Raw genomic sequence first — 18,493 nt, forward strand, 5'->3', positions numbered from 1 at the left:
GGTCCCAACGCTGGAGGGCAGATGACGGACCTCGAACTCACCGGACTGACCGCCGTACGACTCGTCGAGGGCTACCGCAAGGGCGAGTTCAGTCCGGAGGAGGCGACGCGGGCCGCGCTGGAACGGGCCGACCGGATCCAGCCGGATGTGAACGCCTTCGTGCGGCTGCTGGCCGACGAGGCGCTGACGCAGGCCCGGGAGTCGACGGAGCGCTGGCGGCGCGGTGCGCCGCTGGGACCGGTCGACGGGGTCCCCACGACGGTCAAGGACATCCTGCTGCTGCGCGGCGCGCCCACGCTCAAGGGCTCGAAGACGATCTCCGAGAACGGCCGCTGGGACGAGGACGCCCCCTCGGTCGCCCGGCTGCGCGAGCAGGGCGCCGTCTTCCTCGGCAAGACCACGACCCCGGAGTTCGGCTGGAAGGGCGTCACGGACTCGCCGCAGTCCGGGGTGACCCGCAATCCGTACGACCCGACGCGCACCGCGGGCGGCTCCAGCGGGGGCGCGGCGGCGGCCGTGGCGCTGGGTGCGGGCCCGCTCGCGCTCGGCACGGACGGCGGCGGCAGCGTCCGTATCCCGGCCGCCTTCTGCGGCATCTTCGCGCTGAAGCCGACGTACGGCCGGGTGCCGCTCTATCCGGCGAGCGCGTTCGGGACGCTCGCGCACGTCGGCCCGATGACCCGGGACGCTGCGGACGCGGCGCTGCTGCTCGATGTGATCGCCGCGCCCGACAGCCGTGACTGGTCCGGGCTGCCCGCCGCCCCCGGATCCTTCACGACGGGCCTGTCCGGCGGGGTGAAGGGCCTGCGGGTCGCCTACTCGCCCTCGCTCGGCGGCCAGGTCGCGGTGCGTCCCGCGGTCGCCGCCGCGGTGCGGCGGGCGGTGGAGCGGCTGGCCGGGCTCGGCGCGTATGTGGAGGAAACCGACCCCGACTTCACCGACCCGGTGCAGGCCTTCCACACCCTGTGGTTTGCGGGGGCCGCCCGGGTGACCCAGCAACTCGGCGCGCACCAGCGCAAGTTGCTCGATCCGGGGTTGCGGGAGATCTGCGGGCAGGGCGCCCGTCGCTCCGCGCTCGACTATCTCGCCGCGGTGGACGTGCGCATGGAGCTCGGCCGCCGCATGGGCCGCTTCCACGACTCCTACGACCTGCTCGTCACGCCGACGCTGCCGATCACCGCGTTCGAGGCGGGCGAGGAGGTGCCGAAGGGCTCGGGGCACCGGCGCTGGACGGGATGGACGCCGTTCACGTACCCGTTCAACATGACCCAGCAGCCGGCGGCGACCGTGCCCGTGGGCACCGACGGGGACGGACTGCCGATCGGTCTGCAGCTGGTGGCCGCCCGGCACCGGGACGATCTGGTGCTGCGGGCGGCCCACACGCTCTACGAAGCCGGCATCGGGGCGGCCGGCCTCACGCCCGCCGGAAGCTGAGCGTCTCCCCCGCCGCCCCCGACCGCCACAAATCGTTGCAGCCCTCGGCCATCTCCGCGAGCCCCTCCACCACCTGACCCCAGACGATCCCGGGCACCCAGCCCACGTCGGCGTTCAGCAGGAGGTTGTTGCGCTCGTAGAACAGCGCGAGGTCGACGACCGTGGTGCCCGAGCGGACCTCGCGGTCGTAGCCGTAGGACTTGGTGCCGAGTTCCGTCCCCGCGAAGGAGAAATAGCAGAGGTCCCCGGGAATGGGCGTGACCGTCGGATTCTCCAGGGGCGGCTCCGCCTCCGCGAAAGGTGGGAAAAGGGCGTAGATCTCATTTCGGGCGTATTTTGCGTGATAGACGTCGCTGCCCAGTGGAAGGGCGTCCCACACAGCCGCGCAGGTGACGGGCGCGCGGTCGTCCAGCAGCCGCGCCGTGCAGGTGATTCCACGCTTGACCAGGGAGACTTCGATGTATCGATCGGCCATGAAATCCATAGTGCATACATCGCATGAACTCGGGTAGCCGCGCCGCCATGGCTCCACCTTTTGGGAACGACAGACACACACCCGGGCCCTCCCGCCGAACGCTGCTCGCGGGGGTGGCGGCGCTCGGTGCGCTGGGCGCCGCCGGATGCAGTCGCGTGGCCACCGCTTCGACCAAGGAGGGCGGCGATCTTCTCGACCGGCTCAAGGCAGCCGGTGTCGTACGGCTGGGCATCGCCGGCGAGATCCCCTTCGGGTACATCGACAAGAACGGCGATCTGACCGGCGAGGCGCCGGAACTGGCCAAGGTCATCTTCAAGCGGCTCGGCGTGGACAAGGTGCAGCCCGTCCCGACGGAGTTCGGCTCGCTGATCCCGGGCCTGAACTCGCAGCAGTTCGACGTCGTGGCGGCGGGGATGTACGTCAACGCCGAGCGCTGTGAGCAGGTCATCTTCGCCGACCCCGACTACCAGATGCTCGACGCCTTCATCGTCCGCAAGGGCAATCCGAAGGGGCTGCACAACTACAAGGACATCGTCGCGAAGAAGGCGAAGTTCGCGACCGGCACGGGCTATGCGGAGATCCAGTACGCCGTCGACGCGGGGTACAAGGAGAGCGACATCCTGATCGTCCCGGACCAGGTCGCGGGGCTGAACGCCGTCGAGGCCGGACGCGTGGACGTCTTCGCCGGTACGGCGCTGACCGTCCGCGAGGTGGTCAAGAAGTCCGGCAAGACGGAGTCCACCAAGGCGTTCGCGCCCCTCGTCAAGGGCAAGCCGCACGTCGACGGCGGCGCCTTCGCCTTCCGGCCCACCGAGACCGGCCTGCGCGACGCCTTCAACGTCGAGCTGCGGAAGATGAAGAAGAGCGGGGAGCTCTTCCGCATCCTGAAGCCCTTCGGCTTCACCAAGGCCGAGATGACCGACCTCACCGCGAAGGAGCTGTGCGGCGGATGACCTCGGGACTGTGGGAACTCGTACTGCACGGCATCTGGGTCACGATCCAGCTGCTGGTCCTCAGCGGCCTGCTGGCCACGGCGGTCGCCTTCGGCATCGGCATCGCCCGCACCCACCGGCTGTGGATCGTCCGCTTCCTCGCGGGCCTCTACACCGAGATCTTCCGCGGGACCTCGGCGCTGATCATGATCTTCTGGGTGTTCTTCGTGCTGCCGATCGCCTTCGGCTGGCAGCTGGTCCCGCTGTGGGCCGGCACCCTCGCGCTCGGACTGACCTACGGTGCCTACGGCGCCGAGATCGTGCGCGGCGCGCTGAACTCCGTCGACCCGGCACAGCGCGAGGGCGGCATCGCCCTGAGCTTCACGCCGTGGCAGCGGATGCGGCTGGTCCTGCTGCCGCAGGCCGTGCCGGAGATGATCCCGCCCTTCTCCAACCTCCTGGTGGAGCTGCTGAAGGGCACCGCGCTGGTGTCGATCATGGGCATGGGCGATCTCGCCTTCAGCGCCAACCTGGTACGTCTCGCGCTGCAGCAGAGCGCGGAGATCTACACGTACGTCCTGCTGATCTACTTCGTCATCGCCTTCGTGCTCACGCGGGGGATGCGCGGCCTTGAACGCAAGCTCAAGGCGGGACTCGGAAAGCCGGTCGGGCGCACGCCCGAGCAGGAGCTGCGGCCCGAGCCGACGGGCGTGGGCGCGGGAGGTACCTCATGACCTGGGACTGGGGCGTTGTCGCCGACTTCATGCCGAAGTTCTGGGACGGACTGCTGGTCACCCTGCAGATCCTGGCCCTCGGCTCGCTGATCTCGTTCGCGCTGGGTCTGGTGTGGGCGCTGCTGATGCGGACGCCGACCCGTTTCGTGCGCTGGCCGGTCGGGGTGGTCACGGAGTTCATCCGCAACACTCCGCTGCTCGTCCAGCTTTTCTTCTTCTTCTACGTGCTGCCCGAGTGGGGCCTGACCTGGTCGGCGCTGACCACCGGTATCTGCGCGATCGGGCTGCACTACTCGACGTACACGATGCAGGTCTACCGGGCCGGTATCGAGGCGGTCCCCGTCGGCCAGTGGGAGGCCGCGACGGCGCTGAACCTGCCGCTGCGGCACACCTGGACCGCGGTGATCCTGCCGCAGGCGATCCGCCGGGTGGTCCCGGCGCTCGGCAACTACGTCATCTCGATGCTCAAGGACACCCCGATCCTGATGACGATCACGGTCCTGGAGATGCTCGGCCAGGCGCGGCTGTTCTCGCAGCAGAACTTCCAGTTCACCGAGCCCCTGACGGTGATCGGCGTGGCCTTCATCGTCATCGCCTATCCGGCCTCCCTTCTCGTACGAGCCCTGGAGCGACGCCTTGTCCGCTGACACGCCCTTGATGAAAGAACCCGACGCCGACGCGAACCCGCCGGTGGACGGCGGCGAGCTGATCCGCTTCGACGACGTCACCAAGCGGTTCGGGTCGAACACGGTGCTCGACCGGCTCAACTTCTCCGTCGACTCCGGCAAGCACGTCACCCTGATCGGACCGTCCGGCTCCGGCAAGACGACGATCCTGCGGCTGCTGATGACCCTCACCAAGCCGGAGGAGGGCACGATCACGGTCGCCGGGGACCAGCTCTTCCCGGCCCCGGAGAAGCAGGTCCGTGAGGTCCGCAAGAAGATCGGGATGGTCTTCCAGCAGTTCAACCTGTTCCCGAACATGTCGGTGCTGCGCAACATCACCGAGGCCCCGGTCACCGTCCTCGGCATGTCCAAGGACGAGGCGGAGGCGCGGGCCCGCGAACTGCTGGAGATGGTGGGCCTCGCCGACAAGTGCGACGCCCGTCCGACCCAGCTCTCCGGTGGTCAGCAGCAGCGGGTGGCGATCGCGCGGGCGCTGGCGATGCGGCCGCAGGTGCTGCTGCTGGACGAGGTGACCTCCGCGCTCGACCCGGAGCTGGTCGCCGGTGTCCTCGACGTGCTGCGTGACATCGCCCGCAGCACGGACATCACGATGCTCTGTGTGACCCACGAGATGAACTTCGCTCGGGACATCTCGGACCAGGTGCTGATGTTCGATTCCGGGCGGGTCATCGAGTCGGGGTCGCCGGAGAAGATCTTCAGTGAGCCCGAGAACGACCGCACGCGAGAATTTCTCAGCGCGGTCCTCTGACGTGTCTCCGGCTTCGGAGGTTGAACGCGGTTCAACCTCCGAGGTCCGGGCGTCGGATCGTGCCGTTGGCATGTGCCAGAGTGCCTGCGCCGCTGTTGAGAGCGGTGCGACGGGGTTCGAATCTCGTCAACAGCCGCTCACAACAAGCCTCTTGGCCGTTATCGTGGAACCGGTTCTCTGTCCGGATTACGGCCCAGTAGTTGAGCGACCGAGCAAGCGCAGGGGGAAGCACCGTGGCGCTGAAGCACGAGCCGACCGCGCCGTACCACTCGGCTCAGGACGCCCTGCGCGTCCTGGAGGCCGTGGCGCGGCACACCACAGGTGTCACCGACACGGAGCTCGCCCGACTCACCGGACTCGCCCCGGAGCGGCTGACCACCCTCCTGCGGATGCTGCGCCGCGAGGGCTACGTCGAGCAGATCACCGACGGGGCGTACGTCACCGGTGACGCCCTCTCCCGGCTCGGGTCCGCGCAGGGGCGCGAGCAGGCGGTGCGCGAGAAGCTGCAGCGGACGCTGGACCGGCTGCGGGACTCGGTGGGCGCGGCGGTGTACCTCAGCCGGTATGTGGACGGCGAGGTCAGGATCGCCCAGTACGCGGACGGGCCCACGACCCCGGTGGTCAACGAGTGGGTGGACTTCCGCTCCTCGGCGCACGCCACCGCGATCGGCAAGAGCCTGCTCGGCCAGCTCGACCACAACGGCCGGCGCGACCACCTCTCCCGCCACAAGCTGGCGCGGCTCACCTCGCGGACCATCACCAGCGACAAGCTCCTGCTGTCCCGCCTGGAGACCCAGCCGCCCACGGTGCCCCATCTCGACCTCCAGGAGTACGCGGTCGGCACGGTCTGCGCCGCCGTCCCGGTCAGCGCCGGCACCTCGGTCGGCTGCCTGGCCCTCTCCCTCCCCGTCGAACACGCCCACCGCCTGCGCCAGGCCGCCGACACCCTCAACCGCAACGCGACCCCGGTCCTGCTCTCCCTGGCGATCTAGCCGCAACCGGCCGGTGGTCAGAACCACCCCCACGGACCAGGTACTATTTTCCCCGTCGCCCCAACCGGGCGGCGAGAGTCACGCGCCGCTAGCTCAGTTGGTTAGAGCAGCTGACTCTTAATCAGCGGGTCCGGGGTTCGAGTCCCTGGCGGCGCACGATGACGATGGCGAGGCATGTTCGCGGAAAGCGCGAACCGGTCTCGCTATCGTCGTATTCTGCGCGGCTGCGCCGCGCACGGTGGGGGCTTCGCCACCCACACCCCCCTGCGAGGGTCGGCCCCCGCGTCGATGACGGGACCCTTCCTCGGCGCCCGGACCCCGCGCGGCTCGGCAGGGGCGGCTGGGGGTCTGGGGGTTATCCCCCAGAAAACGCAGCATCAGCGGGTCCGGGGTTCGAGTCCCTTGGCGGCGCACCATTTTGACAGAGGTCCCTCGCAGGCGCGGGGGGCCTTTGTCGTTGTCACCTCAGGCGTTGGTAGGTCTGTTCTCCGGGTGGGCGCCACCACAGTGGGTCGGTGCAGTGCAGGCCCTCTCGTCTTAGGTGCAGTGCAGGCCCTCTCGTCTTAGTTGGGATCTGTGGATTTTGTTGGTGGCCGTGACCGGCATGTGTTGCACGACTCGTACGTAGCTCGGGGTCATCTTGGTGCCCAGGTCCGGTTGGGCGGACAGGAACGTGGTGAAGGTCGCGGGGTCGAAGGTACCGGCGATCGTCGCCATCACCTGGTCGCCGGTGACCGGGTCCGGTACCGCGTAGACCGCGACGGCGTCGGCCCCCTCGTAGCGGGCGAGGATGTTCTCGATCATCGCGGCCGCCAGGTTCTCGCTGTCGACGCGGAGCCGGTCGTCGGTGCGGCCGGCGAAGTAGAGGTAGCCGTCGGTGTCCCGGTAGAAGAGGTCGCCGGTCCAGTACCACCCGTCGTGCCGCCGCTCCGCCTCCGCGGAGGGATTGCGCCAGTACCCCTCGAAGGGGTTCGGCCCCTTGTTCACCAGCTCCCCGATCGCCTCGTCCCCGTTCAGCAGCCGCCCGCCCGAGTCGAGCACGGCGGCCGGGCACTCCTCGCGCGTCAGCGGATCGAGTACGACGAGCCCGGGCGTCGCCCTCCCGACCGCCCCGGCCGGCGTCCCCGGCGACCACTGCACGGCCGCACCCCCTTCCGACGACCCGTACCCCTCGACCAGGCGCACCCCGAACCGCCGCTCGAAGGCCGCCGCGTCCACCGCCCCCGCCTCCGTGCCGAAGCCCAGCCGCAGCGGGTTGTCCCGGTCGTCGTCACGCTCCTCGGTGGCGAGGACGTACTGCACGGCCCGCCCCACATACGTGAAGTACGTCGCCCCGTACGCCCGCACGTCCGCCAGGAAGCGCGACGCCGAGAAGCGCCGCCGCAGCGCCACCCCCGCCCCGGCCACCAGCGCGGGCGCCCAGTCCGCGATCACCGCGTTCCCGTGGAACATCGGCATGCAGATGTAGTGCACGTCGTCGCGGCCCACCCCGAACTGCCCGACGAGCGAGCGCCCGGCCGCCGCCAGCCGCCCCTGGGAGCAGATCGCCGCCTTCGGGGCGCCGGTCGAGCCGGACGTGAAGTACAGCAGGAGACGGTCACTCGGGGCGGCCCGCGAGGCGTCGGGCACTGCGCCCGCGTAGGGCGCCAGAAGGGCGTCGTACTCCTCCGTCCCGGTCACCAGCAGCCGTACGCCGGGGAGTTCGAGACCGGCGAGAAGGGGGAGGTGGGCGCATTCGGTGACGAGCGTGCGGCACTCGGTGTGCAGGATGTCGCGGGCCAGCTCCGGGCCACGGCGAGTGGGGTTGATCCCGGCGACCGCGGCTCCCGCGAGCGCGGCTGCGCTCAACCACAGCGGAAATTCAGGGGTGTTGTCCAGCAGCACCCCCACATGCGGCTCGGCGCCCGGCGGCAACAGGTCGGCCAGCAGCGCCGCACGGGCCGCGGCACCGGCCGCCACCTCGTGGTGGGTGAGCACCAGGTCCTCGTACCACAGCCCGGGACGGTGATCGCCGAAGCGCTCCGCCACGAGCTCCGCGACCGTGGCCGTACCGGGTTCCCGGGATTCCCTGAACTCCCTGGACTCCTTGGACTCCTTGGACTCCTTGGACTTCATGGGAGCGCACGGTAATTGACGCGTCGTCAGATGTGGAGAGGCGTAACCCTCACAACCCCCGTGAACCCGCCGGGGTGTGTGCGCCGGGACCGAGCCTCCCGGCGCACCCACCCCGTCCGGCGGATCAGAAGGTGACGTCCGAGCAGGCGTAGAACGCGTTGCTGGTGTCCGCGATCGTCCATACCGCGACGATCACGTGGTGACCGCTCAGCCCGGACGGCAGGGTGCCGCTGTGGGAGAGGGTGGAGGGCGGACGCTGGCCGTTGTACGGCACCGTCAGGAACGGTGTGGTGTTGAGGTCCGAGCGGGCCAGGTTGTGGTTCTGGTTCCAGCCCTGCTTGGTGACGTAGTACTTGAAGTCGGTGGTGGCATGCATGGCGGTGAACTGCCACCGGAACGTGTAGCTCTGACCGCCCGTCACCTTGGTGGTGGGCCAGGCGCCGCCGGACGGCGCCTTCGGGGCGTCGAGCTGCGAGAAGCGCGAGTTGCCGCCGGAGCATATGGCCCCGTCGGCCGGCCCGGAGGCCGGGAAGCCCTTGGGGCCCTCGACGCTCTGCGGCTCGTACTGGATGTCGCCGCAGTTCGTCACCGTGCCGTTGTTGCACAGCTTCTGCCTGCTGATGGGGAGGTCGGTGTAGCCGTGGCTGCTCGCGCTTCCGGCGGAGAACACGAAGGCCCCTGCCGTGGTGAGCCCGAGCGCGGCGGCGTACCACTTGGTCTTTCTGCGCATGCTGCCGCTCCTGAAGAACGTGGGGGAAGTTCCATGAGGCGTGCAGGTCTAGACCAAGTGACAGAATATTACCGTCCGTTGGGCGTGTCCATACCAAGACGGGCACCTCTGTGTCACGGCATCCGCTCGCCCCGCCCCGCGCAGAACGCCACCGTCAAGTCCTTGACGAGCGCCTTGCGTTCGTAGTCGTCCAGGTCCACCAGACCGCGCACGGTCAGCCGGGTCACGGTGTCCTCCACGGAGTCGACCACCGAGGTGAGCACACTCGCCCGGTGCTGCGCGTCCAGCGCGGCGATACGGCGGCGGTGCATCGCGGCGGCCACCTCGGGCGCGTACTCGACGCGGACCGGCTGCACCGAGAAGACCTCCAGCCCGACCGGCGCCGCGTCCGCCGCCGTCAGCCGGGTCAGCGCGTCCCCGGCCGCCTCCGCCGGTCCCCTCCGGCTCCCCGGTGTCTCCACCGCCACCCGGGCGAGGGCCGCCTCCACGCACTCGCGCAGATAGGTCTCGTGGTCCTCGATGCCGAGCACGGCCCGCGCGGTGTCCCTCACCCGCCACACCACCAGCACCACCACCCGCAGCGCGACACCGCTGCCGTCGGCCGCGGGCATCGGCTCGCTGCGCCAGTGCCGCAGCCGTACGTCGACCCGGCGGCGCAGCAGCAGCGGGTTGACCCACATCAGACCGGTGCGCCGCACGGTCCCGCGGTAGCGGCCGAACAGCCCGAGCACCCAGGCCCGCCCGGTCCGGCCCCGGGCCAGTCCGCCGAACCCGAACAGGGCGAGCGCGCCGGCGCCCGCGTAGGCCGCCCACTGCGCGGGCCCGAGCCCGGCCCCCGCGAAGACGGGCAGCCGCAGCGCCGCGGCGACGAGCGGCGGCAGGACCCCGGCCCACCACGAGGTGGCCACGCATCCGGCCACCCCGCAGGCCCCGGCGAGCACCCCCGCCGCTCCGGGCAGCACCCGGGCGGGCCGCTCGGTCAGCTCGGGGTCGACCTGCGGCACGGACCGGGGTTCGACCTGTGCCGGGCGCCTCAGGCGCGGCTGTTCCCCCGTTCCCTGCCTGCGGCCCACCACCGTGGGTCTGAGCGGCACGGACACCGGGTCCGGGTCGTCGCGGAACAGCAGATGTACGGGGATCTCGGTGGTCGCCTCGTTCTGGATGAGGCGACCCGGCCTGCCCGGCCCCTCGGACTCGGGCGTCTGTGACGTGGTCGTCGTACTCATGCGTGCCTCCAGCCTCCGCGCCAGATGCGTCACAACAGGTGGGTGGAACAGGGCCGTTCGCGAGGAACGGCGGGGTCGTTCACGAGGAACGGCGGGGCCGTTCACGGGGAACGGCAGGGTGAGCCGGGCTGCTCAGGCGAACAGTCGTCTCCAGGTCTCCGGCCCCGGGAAGCCGTCCGCCGCGCCGCCGCGCCAGCCCTGGGAGCGCTGGAAGGCCTCGACGCCCCGCCGGTCCGCCTCGCCCCAGCGCGGCCCCGGCCCGGTCGTGTAGTACCTGCCGAACCCCTTCCTCACCAGCTGCTGCCCGAGCCGGGTGATGTACTCGTTGGTCGCGCCGGGCCGGAAGAACGCGCGCCCCGGATAGCCGGGCACGCCGTGCGACGCGGGCCCGGCCGAGCCCGCCTTCACGGCGGCCGGGATGGACTTGCCCTTCCCGGACACCAGCAGGTCCCAGGTCTGCGGGCCCGGCAGCCCGTCGGCGCCCGCGCCGGTCCAGCCCTGGGCCAGCTGGAAGGCCTGGGTGGCCCTGCGGTCCGCGTCCGACCAGCGGGGGGCGGGGCCCGACGGGTAGAAGCGTGCGGCGCCGCGCGCGATCAGCATCTGGCCGAGCTGGGTGACGTACTTGTTGTTCGCGCCGGGACCGAAGTACTCCCTTCCCGGGTACGGCGTCCTGGCGTTCGCGCCGGGTGCCGGGGCGGCGGGCGTGGCGGGGGCGGCCGGCGTGGCTGGGGCAGCCGGTTCGGTCGGCGTGGTCGGCGTGGTCGGCGCGGTCGGCGGTGGATCTGCCGCGAGCCCGTTGTAGCGGTAGGGCAGGTAGCGGTCGGAGTTGGTCCAGTAGGCGTACGGGGTGGCCTGCTTGCGGGCGTGCGGGGGTGTCTGTTCGTAGGCGAGGTAGTTGCTGTGCGTGTAGTCCGTCCAGCCGCCGAAAATGACGACGTGCGAGCCTTTCTCCGGGTTCTGCGGATTGTGGAACAGCAGAATGTCGCCGGGTTGCAGTTCCTCCTTGGTGATCTGTCTGCCGTAACGGCCGAGACTTCCCGTCCATTCGTTTCCGGGCAGCCCCCAGGCCATCGAGACGAATCCCGAGCAGTCCTGGCGGTAACCGTCGGACCAGTAGTCGGCCATGCTGTACGGCACCTGTGCGTCGACCCATTTCCTGGCCCGGTTGATGATCTCCGTGCGGGTGGTCGTGGGTGGGTGCTGCGGGTCGGCGGGGGTTTTCGCGCTGCGGCCGTACAGCGCGGTCTTGTGTCCCTGCGGGCTGCCATGCCCGTCACCTGCGGGAACGCCGGGGCCGGGCGGGGCCTGCGGGGAGGCGAACGCGGGGGCGGCATGGCCGGCGCCGAGAGCGGTGGAGGCGGCTGCCGCCACGATCACGGCCCGTCGGGCGGCCGGGTGCCGCACCGTGCGTGAATACGGCAGGACGCGGTGCCAGTACGCACATCCGGGACAGTCGCAGTCGCTCGCCGGATCGAATTCCTCGAATACCGGAGCCGCCATGCGATTCCCCTCACACTCCCGTTGAAAAAGACCGCGCGTGTACACGTCGATCAGTTTCCCAACGGTCTTGCCGACGCGCATGTTGACGGTCCGAATGATGTACAAGCCCCCCGCACCCACCCCCCACGTGGTCAGGAGCACCCCCGCTGGTCCGGTAGAGTTACGCCGTCAGCACGCGCCGCTAGCTCAGTTGGTTAGAGCAGCTGACTCTTAATCAGCGGGTCCGGGGTTCGAGTCCCTGGCGGCGCACGACGAAGATGGCGAGACATGTTCGCGGAACCCGCGAACCGGTCTCGCCATCGCCGTATTCCACGCGGCTACGCCACGCGAGGTGGGGGCTCCGCCACCCACACCCCCCTGCGAGAGTCGGCCCCCGCGTCGATGACGGCACCCTTCGTTGGAGCCCGCGCGCCAGCCCGCGGCTCGGCAGGGACGGCTGGGGGGTCCGGGTTCGAGTCCCCGGCGTCTGTGCGCCCCCACGCCGCACGCCGTGGGGGCTTCGCCACCCACACCCCCCTGCCACAGTCGGCCCTACGTTGATGACTGCACCCACCCGGTCCAGCAGGGACCGCTGAGGCCCCGGAGGGCATCCCCGGGGAAAGGCTGTATGAGAGCCCCTCGTGCGAGCGAGGGGGCTTCTTCTTGTTTGGCCGGATACGCTCTGGCCCATGGCAGCGCGTGACCTCCAGGAGCGGATCAAGAAGCTGATCGTCGACCGCAGGCTCCCCTCCGGGGCCCCGCTGCCGACCGAGCCGGAACTGATGGAGTACCTCGGGGCGAGCCGGAACTCGGTGCGCGAGGCGCTGAAGGCCCTGCAGGCGATGGGCATCGTGGAGATCCGGCATGGCTTCGGGACGTACGTCGGCCCGATGTCGCTGGCCCCGATGATCGAGGGACTGGCCTTCCGCACGGTCGCCGGCCACTACCGCGGCGAGGACTCCCTGCTCCAGCTGCTCGAACTGCGCGAGGCGGTCGAGACGGGACTGGTCTCCCGGCTCGCGGGCCGCATCCCGGAATCGGATCTCATTGAACTCGACGCACTCGTGAACCGTATGGAACAGCAGGCCGCGCAAGGAGGCGCCGGCCTCGCGGACACCGACCGTGCCTTTCACGCCACCCTGTACCGAGGGCTGGACAACGTACTGCTCGGCGAGGTCCTGGAGGCGTTCTGGGACGCCTTCCACCGTGTCCAGACGGACCTGGGAGGCGCACCGCAGGACCCGAAGATCACCTGTCGGCAGCATCGCGACATCCTCGACGCGGTGCGGTCGGACGACTCGGTTCGGGCGGAGGAGGCGATAAGGGAGCACTTCGGCAACATCCGTGCCCGGCTGTCCACAACGCATCCACAGGACCCCCACATGCGCCACAATGAACGCGTATGACCGGTAAACACCGCGTTTCGCATCTTGCGATCATGATGAACGCCGTAGAACCCTGTTTTTCAAGATGCTGCGGATACGCGGCACTTGGGGGTCTAGTAAGCGGTTGCCGGGGTTGCGGGGATAGGGGGCCCCGTTCACGAGGCGATGCCGAGGGGGGCATCATGCAACCGGAAGGTCGCAGTTCCATGTCTATGGGTGTGGATACTGTGGTGACTGCGGCCCGCCACTGATACGTCTGTGAAGGGTCGAGGGGGACCCGTCGCGGACGGAAGGAACCGACACAACACGCGGTGACCTGCGTGTGGGGGGATGACTCATGACGTCGACGCCGAAGGGCGCCCGGCAGAACTTCGACTCGTCGGAAACCACGCAGCTGAGGGTGCCTTCGCAACGGAACAGCACCACGGGCCAGTTCCGCAGGATCAAGAAGAACCTGCCGAGATACGACTACGAGCACTACAGCCGACTGGCCGGCCCCCTCACCCAGCCGGATCCCGGCAAGCCCTACAAGGTCCAGTACCGCTCACTGCTCTCGCAGGAACCGCACCGCCTGCGCGCCGCCCTGATGCTCGGCGCGGCGCCGCTGCTGTCGCTGATCCTGCTGGCCTGGCTGCTGCAGCCGGAGCACTGGACCGAACGCGACTACCCCGCCTTCGACTTCCTGCCGGCGCTGGACGTCGTGATGCTCGTCTCGATCGGTCTGATCGAGTTCTTCCGCTGCATGAACGTGCTGTCCAACGCGCACGCCACCCTGGTCGCCCGCGACCCGGTCCCGGTGGTGCCGGAGACCGGCACGAGAGTCGCGTTCATCACGACGTACGTGCCCGGCAAGGAACCCCTGGAGATGGTGACGAAGACCCTGGAGGCGGCCGTCCGGCTGCGGCACCGGGGCCTTCTGCACATCTGGCTCCTGGACGAGGGCGACGACGCCGAGGTGAAGGCGGTCTGCGCCCGTCTCGGCGTACATCACTTCTCCCGCAAGGGAGTTGCGCAGTGGAACCAGAAGAAGGGCCCGCACCGCGCCAAGACCAAGCACGGCAACTACAACGCCTGGCTCGAGGCGCACGGCGACGACTACGACTTCTTCGCCTCGGTCGACACCGACCACGTCCCGCTGCCCAACTACCTGGAGCGGATGCTCGGCTTCTTCCGCGACCCGGACGTCGGCTTCGTCATCGGCCCGCAGGTGTACGGCAATTACGACAACCCCATCACCAAGGCCGCCGAGTCGCAGCAGTTCCTCTTCCACGCGCTGATCCAGCGCGCGGGCAACGCCTACGGCGCCCCGATGTTCGTGGGCACCTCGAACGCCGTGCGGATCAAGGCGCTCAAGCAGATCGGCGGCCTGTACGACTCGATCACCGAGGACATGGCCACCGGCTTCGAGATCCACCGGCACAAGAACCCCGCGACGGGCAAGAAGTGGCGGTCGGTCTACACACCGGACGTGCTCGCCGTCGGTGAGGGCCCGGGCGCCTGGACGGACTTCTTCACCCAGCAGCTGCGCTGGTCGCGGGGGACGTACGAGACGATCCTCAAGCAGTACTGGAAGGGCTGGTTCTCGCTGCCTCCGGGCAAGCTCTTCAACTACACGATGATGATCATCTTCTACCCGATGTCGGCCCTCAACTGGATCCTGGCGGCGCTGAGTTGTGCGCTGTTCCTGGGCCTGGGCGCCTCGGGTGTGAACATCGACCCGACGGTCTGGCTGATGCTGTACGGCAACGCGTCCGCGCTGCAGATCGGCCTGTACATCTGGAACCGCCGGCACAACGTCTCCCCGCACGAGCCGGAGGGCTCCGGCGGTGTTGCGGGCATGGTGATGTCGGCCCTCTCGGCGCCGATCTACGCCCGCTCGCTGATGGACACGGTGCTGCGCCGCAAGAGCAAGTTCGTGGTGACCCCCAAGGGCGACTCGGCAAGCCCCGACACCCTGTTCGGGACCTTCCGGATCCATCTGTTCTTCATCCTGGTCTTCGGCGGTTCGATCGCCGCCGGTTTCACGCTCGGGCACTCGCACCCGGCGATGATCATCTGGGCGACGTTCGCCCTGCTGATCACCGCGTCGCCGATCTTCGCCTGGCGGTACTCGCTGCGGAAGGCGAAGAAGCAGCCGCCCGCGCCGGGACTGCCGCAGCAGGGACAGGCGGCGCCCGCGCCCGCCCACCAGCCGCAGCCCGCGCAGTACGCGCCCCACGGGCAGTACGCACCGCACGGGCAGCACGCGCAGCACGGCTCCGGGCACAAGCCCAGCTGGGCCGCCTCGGGTTCGGGCACGGGCCCGGCCCAGGATCCGGGGCAGGGCGCAGGAAATGACCAGACGATGCAGATCGCCCTTGGTGGATTTGGGGGACGTAAGGAATGAACGACCGTGCAGGCCACCGCCGTGTCCGTCGACTCGCGATCGGTACGGCAGTCGTGCTCGCGCTGGCCGGGATGAACGGTCCGTGGCTCTACCGCTTCGGCACCGAGAAATATCACGAGTACCAGATCAACAGACCCGAGTACAAAGCGGACAACGGCCACTGGGACATCATCGAGTTCCCGCAGAAGTACCGTCAGGACACCATCCACGCGGCGCTGCTGCGCACCGGCAAGGTGCTGCTGATCGCCGGCTCGGGCAACAACCAGGACAACTTCGACGCGAAGAAGTTCGACTCGCGGATCTGGGACCCGGTCAAGGGCACGATCAAGAAGGTGCCGACGCCGGCCGACCTGTTCTGCACGGGTCATACGCAGCTGGCCAACGGCAATCTGCTGATCGCGGGCGGCACCAAGCGCTACGAGAAGCTCAAGGGCGACGTCACCAAGGCCGGCGGCCTGATGGTGGTGCACAACGAGAACCCGGACAAGCCGATCACGCTGCCCGCGGGGACCGTGTTCACCGGCAAGGAGAACGGCAAGAGCTTCGTGTCGAAGGACCCGGTGCTGGTGCCGCGCGCGAAGAAGGTCTTCGACAAGGCGACGGGCAAGTTCCTGCGCAACGACCCCGGGCTCGGCCGTACCTACGTCGAGGCGAAGAAGAGCGGCACCAAGTACGAGACCGGCACCCAGGACAACTACCGCATCCAGGGCCTGACCGGCTCCGAGGCGCGCAACACCTACGGCATCGCGCAGAAGCTCGCCCTCGACAAGAAGGACTTCCAGGGGATCCGGAACGCCTACGAGTTCGACCCGGTCGCCGAGAAGTACATCAAGGTCGACCCGATGAACGAGGCCCGCTGGTACCCGACGCTCACCACGCTGAGCGACGGCAAGATCCTCAGCGTCTCCGGTCTCGACGACATCGGGCAGCTGGTGCCGGGCAAGAACGAGATCTTCGACCCGAAGACCAAGAAGTGGACGTACACCTCGAAGATCCGCCAGTTCCCGACGTATCCCGCGCTGTTCCTGATGCAGAACGGCAAGATCTTCTACTCGGGTTCGAACGCGGGCTACGGGCCGGACAACGTCGGCCGCACGCCCGGCATCTGGGACGTCGACACCAACAAGTTCACCAAGCTGCCCGGGCTGAGCGACGCCAACATGATGGAGACGTCCGGCACGGTGCTGCTGCCTCCGGCCCAGGACGAGAAGTTCATGGTGATCGGCGGTGGCGGGGTCGGCGAGTCCAAGCTGTCCAGCAACAAGACCCGGCTGATCGACCTGAAGGACAAGAACCCGAAGTTCACGGACGGGCCGGAGCTGGAGAAGGGGACGCGCTATCCGCAGTCGTCGGTGCTGCCGGACGACACCGTGCTGGTGTCGGGCGGCTCCGAGGACTACCGCGGGCGCAGCGACTCCAACATCCACCAGGCCCGGATCTACCACCCGGACACCAACACCTTCGACAAGGTCGCCGACCCGCTGGTGGGGCGCAACTACCACTCCGGGTCGATCCTGCTGCCGGACGGCAGGGTGATGTTCTTCGGGTCCGACTCGCTCTACGCCGACAAGGCCAACACCAAGCCGGGCAAGTTCGAGCAGCGGATCGAGATCTACACGCCGCCGTATCTGTACCGGGACTCGCGGCCCTCGCTGTCGGGCGGGCCGCAGACCATCGCCCGGGGCGGGACGGGGACGTTCAGCTCACCGCAGGCCTCCGCCATCAAGAAGGTGCGGCTGATCAGGCCCAGTGCGTCGACCCATGTCACGGACGTGGACCAGCGGTCGATCGCACTGGACTTCAAGACCGCCGGGAACAAGATCACGGTGACCGTGCCGAAGAACAAGAACCTTGTTCAGTCGGGGTGGTACATGCTGTTCGTGGACGACGACCAGGGGACGCCGAGCAAGGCGCAGTGGGTGAAGGTGCCGTAGCACTTTCACCGGGTGCGTTGTGCCCCGCGCCCCTAGGGGGTTGATGCCTTGGCGAGCTTCAAGGCGTAACTGGCCCACCACTGGCCCGCCTTCGGGCCGCCCTTGCAGGTGCCGTCCGACTCCCCGGGGCGTTTGACCCACAGGTAGGCGTCCACCAGGGGGTCGGCGGTCTTGGTCGTCGGGGTCTCCCCGAGGGCGCGGCCCGGCGGGTTGCACCAGCGCTCGTCCTCGTCGCCGGCCGTGTACGGCCCCTTGCCGTTGCGGCTGGTGTCGATGACGAAGTGCTTGTCGCCCACCTTCGCGGACAGCTGCTTGCCGTACGCGACGGAGTCCTCGGTCGAGTAGAAGTTGGAGACGTTGACGGCGAAGCCGTCCGCCTGCGCGATGCCCGCCCACTGCAGGGGCTCGTAGATCTGGTCGGGGTGGCCCCAGCCGGCGTTGCCCGCGTCCAGATAGACCTTGGTGTTCTTCAGGGACTTGAGCTTGGTGATCGCGCCCTTGAGGAGGTCGTAGCGCTCCTCGTGGAACTCGTCCTCGGTGCAGCCGTCCACCAGGTGCAGGATCGCGTCCGGTTCGAGGATCACCGTGGCCGCGCGGTCGCCGATGCCGGATGCGACGCCGTCGATCCAGGTGCGGTAGGCGTCGCCGTCGGCCGCGCCTCCTTGCGAGTACTGACCGCAGTCGCGGTGCGGGATGTTGTAGAGGACGAGCAGCGCGGTGCGGCCGGCCTTGTCGGCGGCCTCGGTGTAGCCCTTGGCCTCCTGCTCGGGGTTCTCCGGGCCGATCCACTCGCCGGTCGGCTGCTCGGCGATCTTGCGGATCTGCTCGGCCTCGTCGTCCTTGCCGGACTTCTCGTACGCGGCCACCTGCCGTGCCGCGTTGCCGTCCGGGTTGACCCAGAACGGGTCGCTCTCCTTGGGCTGTTGAGTGATCTTCGCGCCGGCGTCCTTGCCGTTGTCGCCGTCGCCTCCGGAGGAACACCCCGCGACGAGCAGTGCCGCCCCCAGCACCGCCGCGGAGGCACTCATTCCGGCCCCCCTCATGCCGTACATCCAACTCCCCCTTGGGTGCACTGGTCCGAGGCTCAATCCTGACATACGGCTCGCGGCACCCACGAGATCACCCGGGTCTTGTCGGCGAGCTGTTACAGCCCCGCCGCCTGCACGGCCGGAGACCTGCTTCGCCCCGTCGGCCACCTCGGAGCCCCCGGTCACCAGGGGGGATGACGGAGAGCCAC

The 18,493-nt window shown here is 69.1% G+C and carries 14 protein-coding genes, 2 tRNA genes and 1 pseudogene; 11 read left to right on the plus strand and 6 right to left on the minus strand.

Annotation, left to right across the window (positions count from 1 at the left end):
* The first annotated feature begins 21 nt into the window (after positions 1-21).
* The gene (locus MQN93_RS06695) at positions 22-1,434 is read left to right on the plus strand and encodes an amidase (RefSeq protein ID WP_242708723.1); all 1,413 of its coding nucleotides are present in this window, start codon (positions 22-24) and stop codon (positions 1,432-1,434) included.
* Here the strand turns inward: MQN93_RS06695 and MQN93_RS06700 are convergent.
* Positions 1,415-1,909, minus strand: a complete 495-nt coding sequence (locus tag MQN93_RS06700) for a DUF3830 family protein (RefSeq protein WP_242708724.1) — start codon at positions 1,907-1,909, stop codon at positions 1,415-1,417. The two genes, MQN93_RS06695 and MQN93_RS06700, sit on opposite strands and share 20 nt — an antisense overlap.
* Before the next feature lie 47 nt (positions 1,910-1,956).
* On the opposite strand from MQN93_RS06700, the gene ehuB reads away from it, so the two are divergent.
* The 6 genes from ehuB (at position 1,957) to MQN93_RS06730 (ending at position 6,157) form a co-directional block, all read left to right on the plus strand.
* Entirely contained in the window at positions 1,957-2,862 is a 906-nt protein-coding gene (gene ehuB, locus MQN93_RS06705; protein WP_242708725.1) for an ectoine/hydroxyectoine ABC transporter substrate-binding protein EhuB, read from the plus strand.
* Entirely contained in the window at positions 2,859-3,575 is a 717-nt protein-coding gene (gene ehuC, locus MQN93_RS06710) for an ectoine/hydroxyectoine ABC transporter permease subunit EhuC (RefSeq protein WP_242708726.1), read from the plus strand. The genes ehuB and ehuC overlap by 4 nt, the downstream gene beginning before the upstream one ends.
* The gene (ehuD, locus tag MQN93_RS06715) at positions 3,572-4,222 is read left to right on the plus strand and encodes an ectoine/hydroxyectoine ABC transporter permease subunit EhuD (protein ID WP_242708727.1); all 651 of its coding nucleotides are present in this window, start codon (positions 3,572-3,574) and stop codon (positions 4,220-4,222) included. Before ehuC ends, ehuD begins: the two co-directional genes overlap by 4 nt.
* Before the next feature lie 10 nt (positions 4,223-4,232).
* Positions 4,233-5,009 carry an ectoine/hydroxyectoine ABC transporter ATP-binding protein EhuA gene (gene ehuA, locus MQN93_RS06720; RefSeq protein WP_242708728.1) on the plus strand — a complete coding sequence of 259 codons (777 nt, stop codon included), beginning with the start codon at positions 4,233-4,235 and terminating at the stop codon, positions 5,007-5,009.
* Between the two features lie 233 nt (positions 5,010-5,242).
* The gene (locus tag MQN93_RS06725) at positions 5,243-6,001 is read left to right on the plus strand and encodes an IclR family transcriptional regulator (protein ID WP_016434953.1); all 759 of its coding nucleotides are present in this window, start codon (positions 5,243-5,245) and stop codon (positions 5,999-6,001) included.
* An 82-nt stretch (positions 6,002-6,083) separates the two neighbouring features.
* Positions 6,084-6,157: transfer RNA gene (locus MQN93_RS06730), tRNA-Lys, on the plus strand.
* A gap of 221 nt (positions 6,158-6,378) precedes the next feature.
* Here the strand turns inward: MQN93_RS06730 and MQN93_RS06735 are convergent.
* From MQN93_RS06735 to MQN93_RS06750, 4 genes and pseudogenes are all read right to left on the minus strand, one after another.
* A pseudogene (locus tag MQN93_RS06735) lies at positions 6,379-8,116 on the minus strand (long-chain-fatty-acid--CoA ligase).
* 124 nt (positions 8,117-8,240) lie between these two features.
* Positions 8,241-8,846, minus strand: a complete 606-nt coding sequence (locus tag MQN93_RS06740; protein ID WP_242708729.1) for a lytic polysaccharide monooxygenase auxiliary activity family 9 protein — start codon at positions 8,844-8,846, stop codon at positions 8,241-8,243.
* Between the two features lie 113 nt (positions 8,847-8,959).
* The gene (locus MQN93_RS06745) at positions 8,960-10,072 is read right to left on the minus strand and encodes an SPFH domain-containing protein (RefSeq protein WP_242708730.1); all 1,113 of its coding nucleotides are present in this window, start codon (positions 10,070-10,072) and stop codon (positions 8,960-8,962) included.
* 132 nt (positions 10,073-10,204) lie between these two features.
* Entirely contained in the window at positions 10,205-11,572 is a 1,368-nt protein-coding gene (locus MQN93_RS06750; RefSeq protein ID WP_242708731.1) for a peptidoglycan-binding protein, read from the minus strand.
* A 175-nt stretch (positions 11,573-11,747) separates the two neighbouring features.
* On the opposite strand from MQN93_RS06750, the gene MQN93_RS06755 reads away from it, so the two are divergent.
* The 4 genes from MQN93_RS06755 (at position 11,748) to glxA (ending at position 17,256) form a co-directional block, all read left to right on the plus strand.
* A tRNA-Lys gene (locus MQN93_RS06755) sits at positions 11,748-11,821 on the plus strand.
* Positions 11,822-12,240: 419 nt separating this feature from the next.
* On the plus strand, positions 12,241-12,957 hold the full coding sequence (locus MQN93_RS06760) for a FadR/GntR family transcriptional regulator (protein ID WP_016434947.1): 717 nt from the start codon (positions 12,241-12,243) through the stop codon (positions 12,955-12,957).
* Positions 12,958-13,273: 316 nt separating this feature from the next.
* Positions 13,274-15,322: a glycosyltransferase family 2 protein gene (locus MQN93_RS06765; protein ID WP_242708732.1), complete on the plus strand. Its 2,049-nt coding sequence runs from the start codon at positions 13,274-13,276 to the stop codon at positions 15,320-15,322.
* Positions 15,319-17,256, plus strand: a complete 1,938-nt coding sequence (glxA, locus tag MQN93_RS06770) for a radical copper oxidase GlxA (protein ID WP_242708733.1) — start codon at positions 15,319-15,321, stop codon at positions 17,254-17,256. Before MQN93_RS06765 ends, glxA begins: the two co-directional genes overlap by 4 nt.
* Positions 17,257-17,288: 32 nt before the next feature.
* On the opposite strand, the gene MQN93_RS06775 is transcribed toward glxA, so the two are convergent.
* Complete coding sequence (locus MQN93_RS06775) at positions 17,289-18,308, minus strand: glycoside hydrolase family 6 protein (RefSeq protein ID WP_242708734.1); 1,020 nt, start codon at positions 18,306-18,308, stop codon at positions 17,289-17,291.
* Positions 18,309-18,493: the final 185 nt, after the last annotated feature.

Origin of the sequence: Streptomyces spinosisporus, from assembly GCF_022698145.1 — a bacterium.
Lineage (GTDB): Bacteria > Actinomycetota > Actinomycetes > Streptomycetales > Streptomycetaceae > Streptomyces > Streptomyces spinosisporus.